The organism is uncultured Tateyamaria sp. (assembly GCF_947504105.1).
GTDB lineage: Bacteria > Pseudomonadota > Alphaproteobacteria > Rhodobacterales > Rhodobacteraceae > Tateyamaria.
This window is the reverse complement of sequence record NZ_CANNGP010000006.1, coordinates 56,503-75,623: the sequence shown is the minus strand read 5'-3', so window position 1 is coordinate 75,623 and position 19,121 is coordinate 56,503. Positions and strand designations below refer to the sequence as shown.

The window sequence follows — 19,121 nt, the reverse complement described above, 5'->3', positions numbered from 1 at the left end:
CGATGAACCGCACATTCAGCCCCTATTTGTTCCGTGGTCAGGGTGCGATGATCACTGCGGATTCTTTGCTGCGTCCCTTTGCGGATGAAAATGAGGTGGTAACAGGCACTTCTGGGCCATCTGTTAACTCCTTCGCCACGCACGAGACATTCCGGCCCACGCGCTCCGCGCCGCAGGGCCTTGACCTCAAGGACTTTGGCAATCGTGTTCTGGCGGTGTTTCTGCGTTGGCAGGTCAACCCCGGTGTCGGTTTACCTTCTGAACCGTTCAAGGTCTGGCGTCGGGTCGCTTTCCCATTGTTGCAGAGCCCTGAACCAGTGCTGACAAACAGGATCACACTTCCTCCATTGGGCACGGTGCATCAATTCACCGAACCGGTCATGTCGATTACCGTCCGGGTCAAAAGCACGGGCCCCGCATTGGGCGTTACAATCGTGCCCTTGGCGAACGGCGTCGGGTTCGAAAACATGCTCGGGTTCGAAAGCCTGAACATTCCAGCAAATGGTGAGCGCACGTATCGCTTTTATGCGCCATTCATTACGGCCGTTCTGATCGGCGGCGCGGACGGTCAGGAGGTGTCTGCATTTGGCGAAGGCTTGTCGCAGGCGGAAAAGGTCGACGGATGGGAGCTGATTGAAACGGTTGGATTGCCCGTTGATCCAAGTGAGTTCAGCGATCTCGACGGTCAAGTGCATGGCAAGGATCAGGGTCTTGTCGGGGCGGAATTACCGGCGCAAGAGGCTGCAAAACAGCGATTTTCGCGCGGAATTAACCCGTTTGGTTGGTATCCAACCTTTCCCACGGGCGACACTGCCCCGGCATGGGAGGTGCCGGACCTTGATGGTATGATCGACGATGCCAACAAGACGCTGCTCGATATGTTGCACACGGCCATGCAGGCGCCGCCAAACCAGCAGGCCGACGTTCTGGACCGCCACGCCATCAACCCACCGCAAAACGCGAATGGTGATACGATGCCCGCGGATGATGGCGAGGCGCGGATATCGTCTGTCAAGTTGATGCAGATGGCTGTTGCAACCGATCCGATGCAATCCGTGCTGATGGGGTTCGGTACGGGCTATCCTTACGTTGATCTGGACCCGATCAACCTTGGCGCAATAAGCTTGCTCGGTTCGCCGGACATGGCCGACTATGATTTCATGGTGACCGGCCTTTGGCATCGTGGGCTGGACGGGCAAAGCGAACCGCTGGAACTGGCCACGATCATTCCCCGCCCGCGGCGTGTGACCCGCCCCATTCCACCCACCGATCTGCGCCTGCATTTCCTTGCTCATCAAAGACCGGTCGCGCCAGATGGGGATTGGACCGCCACCAGCCGTGCAAGTTGGGAACGCCTGCCTCTCGACAACTTCAACTCTGTCTCGAGCTTTGCGTTTGGACGTGCCGAGGGGGGTGTTGTCGGCCCTGCCACCCCGTTGATGGAACGACGCCCGTCCGGCAAGGGTCTTATGCCCATTGGAAACAACGAGAACCGCCAGGATCCGGAGTATCCTCGGCAATCGGCATCGGATACTGGCTTTGTCATTCCGAACGCGCCGGGCTCGGTTAGCGCACAATATGGTTTGGCCAACCAGAACCTTTTTGGGATCTGGAGCCCGTGGTCCACGCAGCCGTTTTCGACCACGCAACCTGAACCTGACACCGTCAACATCATATCAGCGGAACTGCGGCCCATTGATACTGGCAGCGGTACAGTGTGCCCGGCGGACCTTGTTGTTGAATTTGTCGTGGATTGGCGTGTGCGTTCAGTCGCCCGGGTCGATTTTGTCGGGCGTTTGTTTGCGGCGGCAACACGCCACGATCCCGAGCCGGGTGGTTTACCAGGTGGGTTGCAAAAAACCATCGGCGGTGCGGCACAGAACGTGTTCATCACCTTCGCGGGTGATGTGCCTTCTCTCAACGATCCCAGCGTTCCGGGTCTTGACGGGGCCGCCAACGTCATCAGCTTAGACGCCCAAGGCGATGCAGAGGTCGCCGCACCGGGATTTTCCAGCCAGGGGCACGCGCGCAGGTACCGCGTGACGATCCCGGGATTCTCGCTCGACTACAATGGTACGCGGCATGTCGGACTGGCGATGCGGGCGCGGCTGCGCGAGGCGTTAGCACCGGGCCGTGTCGGTAGCTTTGGACCGCGCAGCAAACTGACCTACGCATCTGATCCACGCTCGCGACCAACGCAGGTGATCGATGTTGTACGACTGGCCAGCCTGCCGGATGCGAAGGGCGAATGCCATGCGATTGTTGAATGGCAATCCGTGCCCGGTGCAGAAGGCTACGTGCTGTATCAAAGCACTGAAACCCGGATGCTGGCGGCCCGTGACATACCCGAAGCACTGCCGGGTGTGACCCTCAGCACGCGCCTCACCACGCTCAAGAATGCTTTCACTGCTTCCCCCGACCGCCGGGATTTCAACCGCGTGAACAAGACTTTGCTGACCGGTACCAATCTGGATGTTGCCTTGCCACGTGGATCGCAGGCTATTCACCTCTTTGTGGTGATCCCGGTCAGCGCTGGCGGTGTCGAAGGTCCGTGGCCCGCTGGCTCAGACGCAGACAAAGCGATGGTTCCCTTTGTGGCACCACGCATCGCAACACCGGCCCCTCCAACGATCGAGGCGCAAAGGATCGAAACACCCGGAGGTTTTGCCGCTCGTATTCGGGTCGAAACGCGGGCAAGTTCAGGTGCGCGTCCAGGGGGTATCGATCTCTATCGCACGCGGGTCGCGGATGCGGCACGCCAGATTGACAGCATGGGACCGCCAATGGTGTCGCTTACTGGTAGCACTGCCGATTGGATGGTGGGGACTGACACGAATGGCACCGAAACGTGGATCACGGGCATCACCGGTGAGGACGCTCCGGGCGGCTCATGGAAGCCGCAATGGTATCGGGCGATTGCGTGGGGGTTGGACGACGCACAACGCGGCGTCCGCAAGGGTCGCGGGCGGTCATCTCCGGCGGTTCCGGTTGTAATCCCACCGAACGATCCGCCACAGCTCACACCGCCAATCCTGACATGGCCAGGCGGGGGCAATCTGGGTGACATACTTGTATCGATGGCCTCCAATGCGCCGATCACACCCACCACGCTTGGCCCGCATACCCTGTCAGCCGAGGTGCGTTTGGAGGGCGAACCGCATCTCCATTACTACACAATCGCGCCGGATGCTGGCGAAGATCCTTTGAACCCGGGCCAAAAGCAGCCCGGTGCCACGCCGCTCGAACTTGTTCCCGAAGTGCCCGAGATGACGCAAACTGCGCTTTGGCGCGTGCCGGACGGGCTTGATCGCAACTATCGCTTGTTCGTACGGCGACCGAATACGCTGCCCGCAGGCAGCATACTTCTGCGGATGACTGATCCTCTCGGACGGGTGACTGAACGTGCCGTCAGCTTTGGCGAAGGGTCGATTGTTCCGCTACCTGATCTTAGCGAAGTCGACAGTTTCAGCATATCAGGCCGGGGCACTGTGTATTTCGTGACCACCGATGCGCCGGTGGCAGGACCGCTGGAGCACCGCGTGCGGATCGTTATTCGGCCGACATCGGGTGGCGGTGGTATCCTTGGAACGGATCGGTTCCGCGATCTGCGCGAGTTGCCCGGCGGACTGGGCCGTTTTGGCAGACTGCCTGATGACACACCAGAGCCGACTCCGGGCTTCCGCATTCCACGACCGTTCGAACCACGTCCGGGCCCGATTCTGGATCTTGGAACGAACCGGCCAGCGTCTCAGTTCAAGACCGATGGGCGGAACCTGGTATACGAAGCGCCGCTGGATGAGGTGCCCATCGGTGGTCTGCCGTCCACGTCTGGCGCGCAGGCACCGCTTTACGTCGCAAACCGTCAGAAGGTTGGCGCCCGCACCGGGATCACCGTGTTTGCCCGCAAGGACATCCGCAGCATCACGTTTGAGATCATAGCGCCGGACGGGCGACGCGTCTCAAGTTCTGACCGGGATTGACCGCCATGACACAGTTGAACGTCTTCACTCTAACCCCGCAAGCTGCTGCACAAGCTCTGCAAGACAATGGTCTGGATGCGCTTGGTTTGACGATGCCGCACCTGTCGAATGCTTGGGGTGCCGCAGACCCTACGTTCAACGCCGCCACCCTTCAGCTGACACCGTCAGGCAATGCCTTGGCGCCATTTCGTGGCACGTTGGAGTATCTTGATCAAGGTCACGAGTTTCGCGATGTAAGTGGGGCAGGCATCGCCGGCCCAGTCGCCGCGTTTCGTCTCCACCCGCAGGCTGTTGCCCGACTGTCCAGCCTGATGGCGCGATACGCGGTTGCACCTGCACCGCATCATCGCCCCGTGCCTGAAACACTGGTGTTTGCCGGGGCCGTACCTGTGCCGGATCGGTCGCCACAGACATACGAACCCGGCGAAAACCTTGGTCGTTCAGAGCCAATGAGTTTTCATGACCATCGCGGTTTGATCATTGATCCCGTGTCGGTGGCCGCCTTGTTTGATGACCTCATTACAGCCTTCCCGGCCCTCGATTTTTCGGACGGTGGCGGAACGGGTGGAGCAGGTGGCGTTGCCACCATTGCCGGGCTTGCCTCGGGCGTCATTGTGCAGGTTGTGGACTTGCACGGGAACCCGTTTGTCGCCGCCCTTGGGGGGGTCGGCGTTGAGAAGCAAGATGGCTCTGACACGCCCACCGGCAACCTTGACGGGTCCGGGATGGTAACACTCGCGGCGAGCGAGGTGCTTGCGGCGACGGGTGACGATGCCGATGGCCGCATTCGGGTGGGGTGGGCCACGGGCGGAACAATGACGCAGGGACCACTTGCACAGCCGGGCCTTCCGGGTGGTATTGCGTTGCCCCGTCAGTTTCTGCGGGCCTTTGCCGTGGATCTTGATTGGCACCTTCGGGGAAACCGCACCACAAGTGCCGTGGCTGGGGTCCCTGCCGACGACGGCGACATGCCGGATGATCTGAAGCCGCAAGTGCGGACGGAGGTTGTTGTTGATTACGCGGCTGATGGTCCTGACCTGATGGCCCTGTCCAACGCGGTGCTGACACGCATGGACGGTGCGGCGGGGAACCCTCTGGTTTTTGCGGCGGCACCAGAGCTTGATGACGGTGTGCCGGTCCCACCTGCACCCGGTGCCCCCGCCCGATGGCCTGCTTTCCCGACTGGCGCAGGTGCAGGCGTATTCGGAGCAAACCCAGCGCCTCTTGCTGGTGCCACGGCGACTTGGACAGCAGGTGAAGATGTGGTGGTCGTGCTTGCAGCTGATGCTGTCCCGGACGGGAGCGCTGTGCGACTTTACAATCAGCGTTTCATCTCAATCCCCGCGATCGGCGAAACCCCTTCGTTCAAGCGTGGAGATGGGGGGGCCGCGATCGCAGTTGCGGCCCAACCTACACAGATATTAGTGCACAACCCGTTGGGCCTCGAACCTGGTGACCCCAAGCCCGATCCCGCTACGCTGGTCTTTGACATGGTCGTTGCACCCCGAACTCAGAACCGCAGGCTGTTTGCCGCGCGCACCCTGTCCATTGCTACCGGTCCTGCCACTGTGCCAGTGGACCTTTTTGTGCCTGCGCCCGATCGAATGGCGGCGGTACCGGACACTGTGAAATCCATCGCTCCTGTTCCGCTGTTCGGCACTGATGATGGTCCGGATGACGGCGCTGCCGGAACACCTGTGGATGCAGCGCGCGCGCTTGCGTCCGAAACAGTGCCACGCACCGGGCCGCGCCTCCCGACCATGGGGCGGCTGGAAGCGGTCGTGGTCAGCGGCATCGGTTCGGCCGCAATCAGCGAGGGGCTGGATTGGAGCGGGGTGCTGAGCGGAACCTCGTGGTCGCGCGACGCCCTGTCAGCAAGTCACGGTCAGGGAAATCCCGGTAACCCGCCCGGTCCAGATACGCATTCGTCCGGTGTTCGTGTGGAGGGGTCACTTGCCTACGATCTGGCCCGTCACGCCGTGCGCAGAGTACAGCCCTTCATTCCTCTTCCGGGTGGCCCGCCGCCCGCGCAAGCGCCCGGATGGCTTGCAATGTCGGGCGGGGACAACATGGACCTACCGGAACGGGCAGGGGATCCGCCTGCGGACGCGACCTCGTCTGGCGTACTTCTACAGTCCATCGCAGCTGTCGCGGAAACGCCCGAGCTCTCGCTACTGCCGCCGGGCAATCCGCTCGATTCAGACACACCGATTGACCTGCAGACCGTCATCAATGACATTGCGAGCGCTCTTGGCCTGCCCGCACCAACATTGAACGTCACCAATGGCAACCGTCTGTTGAACGAATTGCGCCGCGAGTACGAGCTTTCAGTGCATGGTGCGCGTGACGCGCTGTGGTCACTCGCCCGGGCGTTCCATCAGGCTGAAGAACTGGTTTACATCGAAACCGCAGGGCTGGCTCGCACGGTGCACGCGGGGGGTAATTCGGATGCGGTTGCGATCGACCTGATACAACTACTGGCCGATCGGCTGGCCGCGCAGCCACGACTGAAGGTGGTGGTGTGTACGCCGCGCGAAACTGATTTCGAACCAGCCCCCTATGTGCGGGCGTCAATCCAGTTGCGGACAGAAGCGCTCCAGGCATTGACCGGCATCGCACCGGACCGCGTTGCGGCCTTTCATCCGAATGCATTTCCGGGACGAGCGGCCAGCTTGCCTGGAACGGCGGTTGTGGTGGACGACGTGTATTCGCTGACGGGGGCCACACATATGCGGCGTCGGGGGATCAGCTTTGATGGAAGTGCTGCCGTTGCCTCTGTCGATCAGGCCATTGCCCAAGGCTACAGTGCAAAGGTGCGTACGCAGCGTGTCTTGTCCATGGCAGCGCGCATGGGAATTGCCCAGCGCGACGGTATGGGTTTGCCAACGTCCGACTTTATCCGCCTCCAGCGCCCGGCGGCCGCCTTTTCGCTTGTGCGCGACCTTGTCGAACAGGGCGGTCTGGGGCGATTGGAACCGAATTGGGATGGTCCAAGTGATGCGACTGTCATTCCTCAGACTGCGGATGTCGCAGATCCGGATGGCAGTGATGGTGCAAATCTGACGCTCTTCCTTGCGGCACTACTGAGCTGAATAAAACAGTGAACGCGTGATTGCCGGACGCTTTTTGAAGTGCCTGGTGCCGCTGAAGGGACTCGAACCCCCGACCCCATCATTACGAATGACGTGCTCTACCAGCTGAGCTACAGCGGCTTGATGGAGCGCGTTATACTGAATGTGCGGGTCCGGGCAAGGGGACGTGAGCACTCCCTGTTGCAGTTAAGCCCACCTTAAGCTCGATCATCTAGATGTCTCAATGATACGGTTTGGATACGATGTGAGTGTCTTGATGAAACTGCTTCTGAAAACAATCCTTGCATTGGGTGTCGCTATGCATGCGACGGCTGGCGAACCAGCAACCGTCCGTGGGTTGGCCGACCAGGCGGTATTGGTACATCGCATAACCAAATCCGTGTGTCTGCTTTTTGTCGGGGCGCAAACGCCCGTACATGCCGAGGATGTGGCCGCATCGGTCAAGGAACTCTCCCTGTTGTCTGCCAGTGTTTCCATGCAATCGCAGGCAAATGCTCACCTTTCGCAAGAGGTGGCGACGCTCACCAAGTCGGCGCAACAGATCGTTGCGGGGGATCGGCACACCGTTCCCGTCACCTTGTTGTTGAAGACCAACCCGACGCTTGCGTTCCACTACAGCCAGATGCGGTATCAGGCTCTGTCGCAGGTGCCGCACAAATATCGTGCTTCATACGCAGTGTTGCATGAACTGCGTGTCGTTTCGCAGGCATTTCAGCGCGATCTGTGTCTCTTTCTTACGGAGCTTGCACCGACGGGTGCAGAGCGTGCGATGATTGAGCGTATTTCCTATTTCAAAGCGTCATTGGATGCCTTGATCGTTGGCAATGCAGTGACCGGCTTGGTCGCTGCACCCAATATTCATATCAAGGTTATTTTGGGCAAGGTCGCCAGCAAGTGGAATACCTTGGAAGCCATTCTATCGGCCGCCGCTTCGGGCGACATGATAGACCCGCGCGATGTGCAACTGGCCTCGGTCCTCGGGGATGCGATCTTGGAAAACCTCGATCAGATTTCTGACCGGTTCCTTGCTTTGTAGGGGGTCAGGCCTGCAAGGCTTTGACGCCTACATCTCCTTGGGCTTGTTCCTGGATGGCCAACGCGGCTGCATAGGCACCCGCTGCGGTCGTAAAATATGGAATCTTGTCATACAATGCGATCGAGCGGATCGACTTGCTGTCCTCGACCGCCTGCGCGCCTTCAGTTGTGTTGAAGACCAATTGGATGCCGTTGTCCTTCATCATGTCGGTGACGTCGGGCCGCCCTTCGTAGACCTTGTTCACAGTCCCGCAAGGCACACCATTTGCTTCAAGCCAGCTGGCTGTCCCACGTGTCGCAACGGCGCTGAAGCCCAGTTTGCGCAGGATCTGAGCCGCCTCAAGCATTTGGGGCGTCTTGTCCATGTCCTTGATCGAGATGAACGTGCATCCCGCATTCGGCAGAACCATACCAGCACCCATCTGTGCCTTGAGGAACGCCCGGGCAAAGGTGCGGTCCCAGCCCATCACCTCACCGGTCGAGCGCATTTCTGGGCCAAGGATGGTGTCCACACCCGGGAAGCGGGCAAAGGGCAAGACGGCTTCCTTGACCGAGAACCATGGCATGTTTGGATCGGCCAAGGTCATCGGGTCAGCCAATGGTAGCACACTGTCGTAGCTGGCGTCGGCGTCATATGCGGGACGCTGCGGGAAGTTCGACAGCGGTTCACCCGCCATAATGCGCGCCGCGATGGACGCAATGGCACTGTCGGTGGACTTGGCAACGAAGGGCACGGTCCGTGACGCGCGGGGGTTTACCTCGATCAGGAAAATATCGTCGCCCTGAATGGCGAATTGGACATTCATCAGCCCCACGACATTCAGTGCTTTCGCCAGCGCATGGGTCTGCGCCTCAATCTCGGAAATCAGGTCCGGGCTCAGCGAGTATGGGGGCAAGGAACACGCGCTGTCGCCCGAATGCACGCCTGCTTCCTCGATGTGCTGCATGATGCCTGCGACATGCACGTCGGTACCGTCGCACAGTGCGTCGACATCCAGTTCGACCGCACCAGCCAAGTAACTGTCCAACAGAACGGGGCTGTCGCCCGACACCACAACAGCTTCCGAGATGTAACGCTCAAGGTTCGCCTGATCGCGCACAATCTCCATCGCGCGACCGCCCAAGACGTACGACGGGCGGATCACTAGCGGGAACCCGATATCACCTGCAATTTCAATTGCTTCCGCGTCAGAATGAGCAATGCCGTTCTTGGGTTGCTTGAGCCCCAGATCGTTCACCAGCGCCTGAAACCGCTCGCGGTCTTCGGCCAAGTCGATGGCATCGGGTGTTGTGCCAAGGATTGGAATTCCCGCCTCTTCCAGCGCATTTGCCAGCTTCAGCGGGGTCTGTCCGCCGAACTGCACGATCACCCCGTGCAGTAGGCCGTTGTCTTGCTCAACACGCAGGATCTCCATCACATGTTCGAAAGTCAGCGGTTCGAAATATAGGCGATCCGACGTGTCGTAGTCGGTGCTGACCGTCTCGGGGTTGCAGTTGATCATGATCGTTTCGTACCCCGCCGCTGTCAGAGCAAAACAGGCATGACAGCAGCAATAGTCAAACTCGATTCCTTGGCCGATGCGGTTCGGTCCGCCCCCAAGAATGACAACCTTCTTGCGGTCAGACGGCCGGGCTTCGCATTCGACTTCGCCGAAAACAGGCGTTTCGTAGGTCGAGTACATATAGGGTGTCTGGGCTTCGAATTCGGCAGCGCAGGTATCGATCCGTTTGAACACGGCGCGAACCCCAAGGTTTTCGCGCGCGCGCCTCACCTGATCCTCGTCGCTGCCGGTCAACTGACCAAGCCTGGCGTCAGTAAAGCCCATCATCTTGAGCGCACGCAGGCCTTCCTCGGTGGCAGGCAGGCCGTCATTGCGCACGTGTTCTTCAGTATTGACGATCTCGCGGATGCGAGCCAGGAACCACGGATCAAACTTGGTTGCGCCAAAGATGTCATCATCGCTTAGACCGTGCCGCATGGCTTGAGCGATCAGGCGCAGTCGGTCCGGGGTTTGGGCCGAGATGGCCTTGACCACAGCTGCCTTGTCGGGTGCGCCGGGGATGTTGATGTCGTCAAGCCCGGTCAGGCCCGATTCCATGGATGCCATCGCCTTTTGCAGGCTTTCATGAAACGTGCGGCCGATGGCCATCACTTCGCCCACGGATTTCATGGCCGTGGTCAGGGATGCCTCGGAGCCTGGGAATTTTTCGAACGCGAATTTTGGGATCTTTGTAACGACATAGTCGATGGTCGGTTCGAACGAGGCCGGTGTGACCTTGGTGATGTCATTGTCCAGCTCGTCCAGCGTGTAGCCGACTGCCAGCTTGGTTGCGATCTTGGCAATAGGGAAGCCTGTCGCCTTGGATGCCAGTGCGGACGACCGCGACACACGCGGGTTCATCTCGATCACCACCATGCGTCCGTCATCCGGGTTGATCGCCCACTGCACGTTGGATCCGCCGGTTTCCACCCCGATTTCGCGCAGTACGGCGATCGAGTGGTTGCGCATGATCTGGTATTCTTTGTCCGTCAGCGTCAGGGCAGGGGCGACGGTGATGCTGTCGCCTGTGTGCACGCCCATGGGGTCCACGTTTTCGATCGAACAAACGATAATGGCGTTGTCGGCGGTGTCGCGCACCACCTCCATCTCGTATTCCTTCCACCCCAGCAGGCTTTCGTCCACAAGGATCTGGCCTACGGGCGACGCGTCCATGCCAGAGTGACAGATCGCCATATAGTCGTCGCGGTTGTAGGCGACGCCGCCGCCCGTGCCGCCAAGGGTGAAGGCTGGGCGGATGATGGCAGGCAGACCAATGTCTTCCAGTGTCTCAAGTGCAATGGCAACACCGGCAGCAAGGTCCTTGTTGCCATTCTCGTCCTTGGGGGCCGTCACGATGGTTGCGCGCGGGTTCTCGATTCCCAGCCGGTCCATCGCCTCGCGGAACAATTTGCGGTCTTCGGCCATCTCGATGGCGTCGCGCTTGGCGCCAATCATTTCGACGCCGTATTTCTCAAGTACACCCATCTCTTCAAGCGCCAGCGATGTGTTCAAACCGGTCTGGCCGCCCATCGTCGGCAGCAGCGCGTCGGGACGCTCTTTCTCGATGATCTTGGCGACGACCTCTGGGGTAATCGGTTCGATATAGGTCGCATCGGCCAATCCGGGATCAGTCATGATGGTGGCGGGGTTCGAGTTGACCAGCACGACCCGGTACCCTTCTTCCCGCAGCGCCTTGCAGGCCTGCGCGCCCGAGTAGTCAAACTCGCAGGCTTGGCCAATCACAATGGGACCCGCGCCGATAATCATGATCGACTTGATGTCGGTACGCTTTGGCATCTTGGCCCCCCGGATGTGATTCAGTCCGCGCCGTCAGGGCGCGAGCAAATTGTCCTGCGTTATAGGGATGGCGCAAGAAGGTGCAAGAGGGGCAAAGCATGCAGATCGCGGAATCTGCAGTCAGGCAGAGACTCTTTCCGGGCTGCCGCCGTCCGATACAGGTGTTGCGGCCTCATACAGATAGTCCCGCGTCAACGGCACCGCGTCGCGTTTGTGCGCCAACTGCAAGTGGTAGACGCCTTGCATCTGATGTTCAAAGGCCAATATGCAAACCGTCAGATAGTAACGGAACATGCGGACAAAGCGTTCATCATATGTACTTCTGACCTCGTCCAGATGGGCGTCGAAGCGATCGCGCCAATGCCGGATGGTCTTGGCATAGTGCAGACGCCAGACTTCGATATCGGTTTGCCACAGGCCAGACCGTTCCATTGCGGGGGCCAACTCGGACAACGATGGAACGTAGCCGCCCGGAAAGATGTACTTGTTGATCCAAGATGAATGCGCAATCGGCGGGGCTGAGCGGCCAATAGTATGGATCAAGGCCACCCCATCCGGGTCCAACAGCCCTGCCACCCGACCGAAATACGTGTCGAAGTTCGGCACGCCTACGTGCTCAAGCATCCCAACGGACACAATCCGGTCAAAGGTTCCCGATGTATGCCGGTAGTCCTGCAAACGGAATTCGATCTGGTTTGACAACCCCGCTGCATCCGCACGCCGCTGGGCCGTCGCCAACTGGTTCTCGCTGAGCGTTATGCCGGTGACCCGGCATCCATAGTCCCGTGCCAATGTCAGCGCCATGCCACCCCAGCCACAGCCGATGTCCAGTATGTGCATTCCCGGCTCCAGACACAGCTTGCCTGCGATATGCGCTTTCTTGGCAATCTGCGCCTGCTCGAGTGTCATGGTGTCATCGCGGAAATAGGCGCAGGAGTACTGCATATCCTTGTCCAGAAAGAGCCGGTAGAGGTCGTCCGAGATGTCATAGTGGTGGGCGACGTTCTTGCGCGACGCGTTGGGCGTATTGTTCTGGATGAAACGACGCATGTGAAACCGAGCACGGTTGGCCAGAAGCATCCAGGGCGGAATGGTGCCTTTGAACCGATTGCGTACGATGACGGTCAGAACATCATCCAACGTACAATTTCTCGGTACTATCTTGCCGTCCATGTACCCTTCGCCCAAGCCAAGATCCGGGTTCAGGATCAGCGCGCGCACGGTGGCGGTATCGGTAATCTCAAGATGAGCCGACGCCCCCGTATCCGGCCCATAGTCCTGTGTTGTTCCATCAGGATAAGTCAGGCTGAGACGGTCCTCGACCATCATGCCTGTCAGAAAACGGTCAAGCAGCTTGCCCCACATGATCGCACCCCTATCAAACTCTCCGACGCTAAAATTGCGGCGGCGGCTAGGGTTACGTCAAGTAACAAGAGCGCCTAAGCATCAAGATATGCGCGCACGGTCCCTTCAAATGCTCGTGGGTCATCCGCATGAAGCCAATGTCCGGCATTTGGGATTTTCACAAATCGTGCACTTGGAAACAGGGTGCGGATGATTGGGCGGTAATCGCGGGTGACGTAGTCGCTTGACCCACCCGAAAGGAAGAGAGTGGGTCCATCGAACGACGCGGTCATTGTAGGAAAATCAAGAATTGCAGGCATGTTTGCAGCCAATGCATCCAGGTTCAGGCGCCACCTTTTCTGTGCCACGTCCAGCGATTGAGTCAGAAAACTGCACAAAGCCGGCTCCACCCCCTGAGCCGCAAGTTGATCATTTGCTTCTGATCGCCGTGCAACATTCGTCAGATCAACGGCGCGCATCGCGTCGATGTATTGCATCTGGCTGTGCCCATACCCCACCGGCGCAATATCGCCGACCACAAGCCTGCGTACAGCATCGGGACGCGTTAGAGCCAGCATCATGGCGGCCTTGCCGCCCATGGAGTGGCCGACAACATCCATTGGTCCGCCCAAGGTATCGATCACCTCCGCCAGATCGGCCGCCAGATCCGCATAGCCATGGGCATCGGACCAGAAACTGTTCCCATGGTTACGCATATCGACCGTGATGACACGTCGCGTGTCCGACAGTCGTTTCGCAATCACGCCCCAGTTTCGGCCCGATCCATACAGACCGTGCGCAATCAAAACAGGAATATCGCTGGTGTCGCCGTGTTCGGAATAGCTGAGCATGCGCACAGGCTTAGTCGTATTGGACGCGCGTCACCAGAGGGATTGAGCACGCAGGAACACAGCGATAGAAAACGGCATGGAAACGCAAGACAGCATTCAGGCCCGTGCCAAACGCGTACAAGATGCGCTGGCCGCAGCTTTCGGTGTCCGCGGTAAATCGCTTGAGACGGCGCTGCGTCGCACGGGGCGCCGTCTGCCCCGGCGCTTGCGGGCAGAGGCGCAAAAGATCGTTGCAGCTCAATCCGTTGGCGGACATCCAAAGTTGATGCGGCAGGTGGATGGTACGGCGCTGTCCTCGGCAGAAGAGCGGATTGTGAGGTTTCTGCAGGGGATAGACCGGGCGGACCGCCGGAAAGGTGTTTGGCTTGGTATTGTGGGGGCCGTCGCGTTCAATATCCTGCTGGTGGCTGCGGTAGTGATCACCTGGATGTGGTGGGCCGGGTACATCTAGTCCGCGCTGGATGTTTGCGGCGCTCTGTGGCAACGCTTTGAGTGCTGTGACGACAAAAAGTGATCAAACATCGACCCATCTGCCCGATCGGATACTCGTTTTGGGCGCAACGGGCACCATTGGTCGCGCGACCACAGCGGCCTTGGTGCGCAGAGGGTATGACGTGACCTGCGTCGTGCGTCCAAGCTTTGATCCCAAAGATGCGTGCACCGATCTGACCGGGGCTGCGATCATGCATGCCGATGTTACTGACCCCGCGTCTTTACGTAACGCCGTACTTGCGGCCAGCCCATTCGACGCTCTCGTCTCATGCCTGGCGTCGCGAAACGGTGCGCCTCAGGATGCCTGGGCCATCGACCATCAAGCGACAGTTCAAGCCATCAAAGTTGCCAAAGCCGCGGGGGTAAAGCACTTCGTCCTGCTGTCTGCGATCTGCGTCCAGAAGCCGCGCCTTGCCTTTCAACACGCCAAACTGGCTGCAGAACAGGCACTTGTTGCGTCTGGTCTGACCTATTCGATCGTGCGCCCCACGGCGTACTTCAAATCCCTCGCCGGTCAGATCTCGCGTGTACAGCAGGGCAAGCCCTATCTGTTGTTCGGGGACGGGGTGTTGACGGCGTGCACACCGATCAGTGACCGAGATCTGGGGGAGTATTTGGCCTCGTGCCTGTCAAACCCTGCGCTCAAGAACCGCATCCTGCCCATTGGTGGACCCGGGCCAGCACTGACACCGCGCACACAGGGGGAGCATCTGTTTTCTCTGTTGGGGTGCCCGGCAAAGTTCAAGCATGTCCCTGTTGGCATGATGCGTGGCATTGCAGGGATGTTGAATGCTGCCAGCCGCGTGGCACCATCGTTGTCGGCAAAGGCCGAATTTGCAAGGATAGGCCTCTATTACGCAACGGAGTCGATGCTGGCCATCGACCCTGACACCGGCCGCTATGACCGGGATGCGACGCCTTCCACGGGGCAGGATACGCTGTTTGACTACTATTCTGCCGTCATCAACGGCGAGGCCACGGTCGAACGTGGAGATCACAGCGTGTTTTGAAAGCCCCCCGCGTGGTGCAGGGGGCTTCGGAAATTACAGGTTCGGATAAAGCGGGAAGCGGGCGCACAGATCGGCCACTTCGGCTTTCACCTTGGCTTCGACCGCGTCGTTGCCGTCCTCGCCGTTTGCAGCCAACCCATCGACCACTTCGATGATCCAGTCACCGATCTGACGGAACTCGCCTTCGCCAAAACCGCGGGTTGTCCCGGCAGGGGACCCCAGGCGAATGCCCGATGTGATTGTCGGCTTTTCGTCGTCAAAGGGCACGCCGTTCTTGTTGCAGGTGATATGTGCCCGGCCCAAAGCGTTCTCGGTCGCGTTGCCTTTGACACCCTTGGGGCGCAGGTCAACCAGCATCACATGCGTATCGGTGCCGTGGGTCACGGTGTCCAATCCACCCTTGTGCAGCTGATCAGCCAAGGCTTGTGCGTTCTTGATCACTTGCTGCTGGTAGGTCTTGAAGGACGGGTCCAGCGCCTCGCCAAAGGCAACGGCCTTGGCGGCGATCACGTGCATCAGCGGGCCACCCTGAATGCCGGGGAAGATGGCCGAATTGAACTTCTTGGCCAGCGTTTCATCATTTGTCAGGATCATACCACCGCGCGGGCCGCGTAGGGTCTTGTGCGTGGTGGTCGTCGCCACATGCACATGCGGGAACGGCGACGGGTACTCGCCTGCTGCGATCAAACCGGCAAAGTGCGCAACATCAGCCAACACATAGGCACCAACCTTGTTGGCAATCTCGCGGATGCGGGCAAAATCAATGACGCGCGGGATGGCCGATCCACCGGCGATGATCATCTGCGGTTTGTGCTCAAGAGCCAATGCTTCGATCTGGTTATAATCGATGTCCAGCGTGTCGCGACGCACACCGTATTGAACGGCGTTGAACCACTTGCCCGACTGGTTGGGGCGCGCACCATGGGTCAGGTGACCACCGGCATCCAGGCTCATGCCAAGGATCGTGTCACCTGGTTGCAGGAGTGCCTGAAATACACCCTGGTTGGCTTGCGAACCCGAATTTGGCTGCACATTGGCAAAGCCGCAGTCGAACAGCTGCTTGGCCCGCTCAATGGCGAGGTTCTCGGCCACATCGACAAATTGGCACCCGCCATAATACCGACGGCCCGGATAGCCTTCGGCATATTTGTTGGTCATCACCGAACCCTGTGCCTCGAGCACTGCGGCGGACACGATGTTTTCCGATGCGATCAGCTCGATCTCGTTCCGCTGGCGGCCCAGCTCGTCACGGATCGAGCCAAACAGCTCGGGATCACGATCGGCAAGGCTCTGGGTGAAAAAACCATCTGTGCGGTGGGGCGCATTCATGGGAACTCTCCTGCGTGGACTGAGTCGATTTGATTTGCCGTTTCCTATCGGAAACCGGCCCTTTGAGCAAAGGATGTATCCCGACCATTTGCGCACTACCAGCGACAAAGCGCGGTCAGCGCTGGTAAGGGGCGAAAAGATATGGTTCTTTCGGCACAATACGTTTGCCATAGGAAACATGAATGCCTCTCAAGATCGCTTTTGCGGCCAGCCGCGCAGCCGTCGCGCAGACCGCGCGGGCGACGTTGATTGGGCGTTATGGCGATGTGGGCCCGGGAAGCGCGGATGTGATTGTCGCGCTGGGCGGGGATGGGTTCATGTTGCAGACCCTGCATGCCTCGCAGCATTTGAACGTGCCAGTTTACGGGATGAACCGGGGCACCATTGGCTTTCTGATGAACGAATACGGCGAGTCCGACCTGGAAGCGCGCCTTAAAGCAGCAGAGGAAGCGGAGCTGAACCCGCTGTCCATGACCGCTCTCGACACGGGTGGGAAAAGTCACAAGGCACTTGCCATCAACGAGGTGTCGCTGCTGCGCGCAGGGCCACAAGCGGCCAAGTTGCGGATCACAGTCGATGGTCGCCTGCGCATGGATGAGCTGGTCTGCGATGGGGCGCTCGTCTCCACGCCTGCAGGGTCAACGGCCTATAACTACTCCGCGCACGGGCCCGTCCTGCCGATCGGGTCAGACGTACTGGCCCTGACCGCAGTTGCTGCATTCCGACCGCGACGCTGGCGTGGTGCGTTGCTGCCAAAAACTGCACGTGTCAGAATTGACGTGCTCGAGGGCGACAAACGCCCGGTGATGGCTGAGGCGGACTCGCGTTCTTTCCGCGATATTGCTGCAGTCGAAATTCAGTCCGAACCGTCCGTCGTACATCGCATCCTCTTCGACCCCGGTCACGGGCTGGAAGAGCGGCTCATTTCCGAACAGTTCAACTGACCTAACCCTGCGGCGTGATGTAGCCCTTGGCGATCTTCGTGGCCTGCGTCACATCCAGAATGGGCGGCAGCAGGGTCAGCAATTCCCCCTCGCCATCAAGCAGGTGCACGAAACTACCGTGCGAATAAATCCATCCGTATTCAGGATCTTCAAACAAAGCCTCAACCTCGACGTTGAAGGCATCATAGGCCGCTTGAAGTGTATCCTCCTTGCCAGTCAACCCAATGAAATCCGGATGAATTTCAGCCAGCGGTGCGCCCATTGTGTCGACCTGATCCTGATCGGGGGCCACCGTGATCATCACCGGGGTTACGTCGATTCCGTCAGCGGCCAATTCGTCCACCACCTGCGCCATCAGGGGCAGGGCCGCAGAACAGATGTTCAGGCAATTGGCATAGCCAAAGAACAACAGCTGGTGCTTGCCCTCGGGATCAGCTTGCGTACGTACCTGCCCGTGTTGATCCAGAAGGGTATAGGGCCCGCCGATATCAACCGGGAAAGGGCTTTGACTTGCGGCAGGCATCCCCGCCACAAGCGCAAGCGCGGTTAGTGCTGCGCGGATCATCTCAGAAATTCTCTGCAATCCAAGCCTCATCCACATCAACCCCCAAACCAAGATATCCTTCTTCAGCGATGATGGATTTGATGCGCGGATCCCGCCGGAACCACGGTCCCTTACCTTTCGCTTCGGGATGCTCGGCGGCCCAGTTCTTGGTCCACTTGTTCGCCTTGATCTTGTCGTCACCACCCGGCGGCACAATGGTTTGCACCAGGTAGACATTGTTGGCCCCAAGCTCGGGGTCATCAATCATCAGCCCGTCGACGGTGATGGTCTGGTTGCAGAAGGGCTGCAATTCGACCGCCGCGCCGGTAAAGGCCGGTTGGCTGTTCTTCATTGGCAGGATCAGCGTGTCATCGGCGGTGCGCAACAGACCGAGCTGGCGCTTGCCTGCACCACAGTCGGCAGGGCAATCGCCTGTGAAAGTGCACAGAAGGTCAACGACCGTTGCCTCGAACTTGGCTGGTACCTCAGCATACAGGTTCCAACTGCGCGCCTCGGATCCTTCCGAGAAATCCTGCGCGGCGAGCGGGCTGGCCATCATGGCCAGAAGGGCAATCAATTTCTTCATTTGTTCGGATCCGGGATCGAAAAGGGGGGTACGTTGCCGTAATCGTCGTGGTTCTGGTTGGTGATATCGAGGTCGGACACCACGTCGGACACAACAAGGTAGTTCAGGCCGTCACGTTCATAGAGCATGCCGTCGGCCTCGACCGTATGCGCCGCCAGCTTCAGCGTTGTGTCACCGCCGGCGGTCTGATCATCCTCTCCGACCTTGAGAACCATGTAGACAGTGCCATCTTCGGCCAGCAGCCCAACGGGGATACCCCCCGCGCTGCACCACAGCGCGCAGGTGTGGTGTGCTGAACCAACCACCGCATCCGGACTGCCCATGACGCCTGAGTAATAACACCAGGTGTCGATAATCTCTCCTGTCACTTGAATGCGCGTGCCTTCCGCGGCCTGTCCTGCCAACGGTAAGCCCATCGCAGCAAGCGCGCTCAGAATGAGTGATCGCATGATACGGCCTTTCCTATTCAACTGTAACGTCAGGTTGACACTAGTGGCTATCCCGGTCAAATCACGCTTTTTGCCTTAACCGTTTTGTGATCGCTTGGCGGTAGACCAAGCCTCTGTTATCCTAAGG

13 protein-coding genes and 1 tRNA gene are annotated in these 19,121 nt (G+C 59.4%); 6 read left to right on the top strand and 8 right to left on the bottom strand.

Annotation, left to right across the window (positions count from 1 at the left end):
• Window positions 1-2 precede the first annotated feature (2 nt).
• Entirely contained in the window at window positions 3-3,980 is a 3,978-nt protein-coding gene (locus Q1A75_RS05915) for a hypothetical protein (RefSeq protein WP_299550495.1), read from the top strand.
• A 5-nt stretch (window positions 3,981-3,985) separates the two neighbouring features.
• Window positions 3,986-7,072, top strand: a complete 3,087-nt coding sequence (locus tag Q1A75_RS05910; protein WP_299550497.1) for a hypothetical protein — start codon at window positions 3,986-3,988, stop codon at window positions 7,070-7,072.
• Window positions 7,073-7,116: 44 nt separating this feature from the next.
• Here Q1A75_RS05910 and Q1A75_RS05905 read toward each other — a convergent pair.
• Window positions 7,117-7,192: transfer RNA gene (locus Q1A75_RS05905), tRNA-Thr, on the bottom strand.
• Between the two features lie 136 nt (window positions 7,193-7,328).
• Here Q1A75_RS05905 and Q1A75_RS05900 point away from each other — a divergent pair.
• A complete protein-coding gene (locus tag Q1A75_RS05900) occupies window positions 7,329-8,108 on the top strand; it encodes a hypothetical protein (protein WP_299550499.1) in 780 nt (259 codons plus the stop codon).
• Between the two features lie 4 nt (window positions 8,109-8,112).
• On the opposite strand, the gene carB is transcribed toward Q1A75_RS05900, so the two are convergent.
• The 3 genes from carB to Q1A75_RS05885 form a co-directional block, all read right to left on the bottom strand.
• Window positions 8,113-11,445, bottom strand: a complete 3,333-nt coding sequence (gene carB, locus Q1A75_RS05895) for a carbamoyl-phosphate synthase large subunit (protein WP_299550501.1) — start codon at window positions 11,443-11,445, stop codon at window positions 8,113-8,115.
• A gap of 120 nt (window positions 11,446-11,565) precedes the next feature.
• The gene (locus tag Q1A75_RS05890) at window positions 11,566-12,810 is read right to left on the bottom strand and encodes a cyclopropane-fatty-acyl-phospholipid synthase family protein (RefSeq protein ID WP_299550504.1); all 1,245 of its coding nucleotides are present in this window, start codon (window positions 12,808-12,810) and stop codon (window positions 11,566-11,568) included.
• Between the two features lie 74 nt (window positions 12,811-12,884).
• Window positions 12,885-13,640: an alpha/beta fold hydrolase gene (locus Q1A75_RS05885; protein WP_299550506.1), complete on the bottom strand. Its 756-nt coding sequence runs from the start codon at window positions 13,638-13,640 to the stop codon at window positions 12,885-12,887.
• Between the two features lie 76 nt (window positions 13,641-13,716).
• Between Q1A75_RS05885 and Q1A75_RS05880 the strand changes: the two genes are divergently transcribed.
• The gene (locus Q1A75_RS05880) at window positions 13,717-14,091 is read left to right on the top strand and encodes a hypothetical protein (protein ID WP_299550508.1); all 375 of its coding nucleotides are present in this window, start codon (window positions 13,717-13,719) and stop codon (window positions 14,089-14,091) included.
• 46 nt (window positions 14,092-14,137) lie between these two features.
• Window positions 14,138-15,142: an NAD(P)H-binding protein gene (locus Q1A75_RS05875; RefSeq protein WP_299550510.1), complete on the top strand. Its 1,005-nt coding sequence runs from the start codon at window positions 14,138-14,140 to the stop codon at window positions 15,140-15,142.
• A 33-nt stretch (window positions 15,143-15,175) separates the two neighbouring features.
• On the opposite strand, the gene glyA is transcribed toward Q1A75_RS05875, so the two are convergent.
• On the bottom strand, window positions 15,176-16,471 hold the full coding sequence (gene glyA / locus Q1A75_RS05870; protein WP_299550512.1) for a serine hydroxymethyltransferase: 1,296 nt from the start codon (window positions 16,469-16,471) through the stop codon (window positions 15,176-15,178).
• Between the two features lie 182 nt (window positions 16,472-16,653).
• Here glyA and Q1A75_RS05865 point away from each other — a divergent pair, with 182 nt between their 5' ends.
• A complete protein-coding gene (locus Q1A75_RS05865) occupies window positions 16,654-17,415 on the top strand; it encodes an NAD kinase (protein ID WP_299550514.1) in 762 nt (253 codons plus the stop codon).
• A gap of 1 nt (window position 17,416) precedes the next feature.
• Here Q1A75_RS05865 and Q1A75_RS05860 read toward each other — a convergent pair whose 3' ends face one another.
• From Q1A75_RS05860 to Q1A75_RS05850, 3 genes are read right to left on the bottom strand one after another with little or no spacing between them, the layout of a single operon-like run.
• On the bottom strand, window positions 17,417-17,980 hold the full coding sequence (locus Q1A75_RS05860; protein ID WP_299639196.1) for an SCO family protein: 564 nt from the start codon (window positions 17,978-17,980) through the stop codon (window positions 17,417-17,419).
• A 1-nt stretch (window position 17,981) separates the two neighbouring features.
• Window positions 17,982-18,545, bottom strand: a complete 564-nt coding sequence (locus tag Q1A75_RS05855; protein WP_299550518.1) for a hypothetical protein — start codon at window positions 18,543-18,545, stop codon at window positions 17,982-17,984.
• Entirely contained in the window at window positions 18,542-18,994 is a 453-nt protein-coding gene (locus tag Q1A75_RS05850) for a hypothetical protein (RefSeq protein ID WP_299550520.1), read from the bottom strand. Before Q1A75_RS05850 ends, Q1A75_RS05855 begins: the two co-directional genes overlap by 4 nt.
• Window positions 18,995-19,121 lie beyond the last annotated feature (127 nt).

Coding starts and splice junctions, on each gene's coding strand:
- Q1A75_RS05915 (WP_299550495.1), top strand. CDS start 3: ATGAACCGCACATTCAGCCCCTATTTGTTCCGTGGTCAGGGTGCGATG.
- Q1A75_RS05910 (WP_299550497.1), top strand. CDS start 3,986: ATGACACAGTTGAACGTCTTCACTCTAACCCCGCAAGCTGCTGCACAA.
- Q1A75_RS05900 (WP_299550499.1), top strand. CDS start 7,329: ATGAAACTGCTTCTGAAAACAATCCTTGCATTGGGTGTCGCTATGCAT.
- carB (WP_299550501.1), bottom strand. CDS start 11,445: ATGCCAAAGCGTACCGACATCAAGTCGATCATGATTATCGGCGCGGGT.
- Q1A75_RS05890 (WP_299550504.1), bottom strand. CDS start 12,810: ATGTGGGGCAAGCTGCTTGACCGTTTTCTGACAGGCATGATGGTCGAG.
- Q1A75_RS05885 (WP_299550506.1), bottom strand. CDS start 13,640: ATGCTCAGCTATTCCGAACACGGCGACACCAGCGATATTCCTGTTTTG.
- Q1A75_RS05880 (WP_299550508.1), top strand. CDS start 13,717: ATGGAAACGCAAGACAGCATTCAGGCCCGTGCCAAACGCGTACAAGAT.
- glyA (WP_299550512.1), bottom strand. CDS start 16,471: ATGAATGCGCCCCACCGCACAGATGGTTTTTTCACCCAGAGCCTTGCC.
- Q1A75_RS05865 (WP_299550514.1), top strand. CDS start 16,654: ATGCCTCTCAAGATCGCTTTTGCGGCCAGCCGCGCAGCCGTCGCGCAG.
- Q1A75_RS05860 (WP_299639196.1), bottom strand. CDS start 17,980: ATGATCCGCGCAGCACTAACCGCGCTTGCGCTTGTGGCGGGGATGCCT.
- Q1A75_RS05855 (WP_299550518.1), bottom strand. CDS start 18,545: ATGAAGAAATTGATTGCCCTTCTGGCCATGATGGCCAGCCCGCTCGCC.
- Q1A75_RS05850 (WP_299550520.1), bottom strand. CDS start 18,994: ATGCGATCACTCATTCTGAGCGCGCTTGCTGCGATGGGCTTACCGTTG.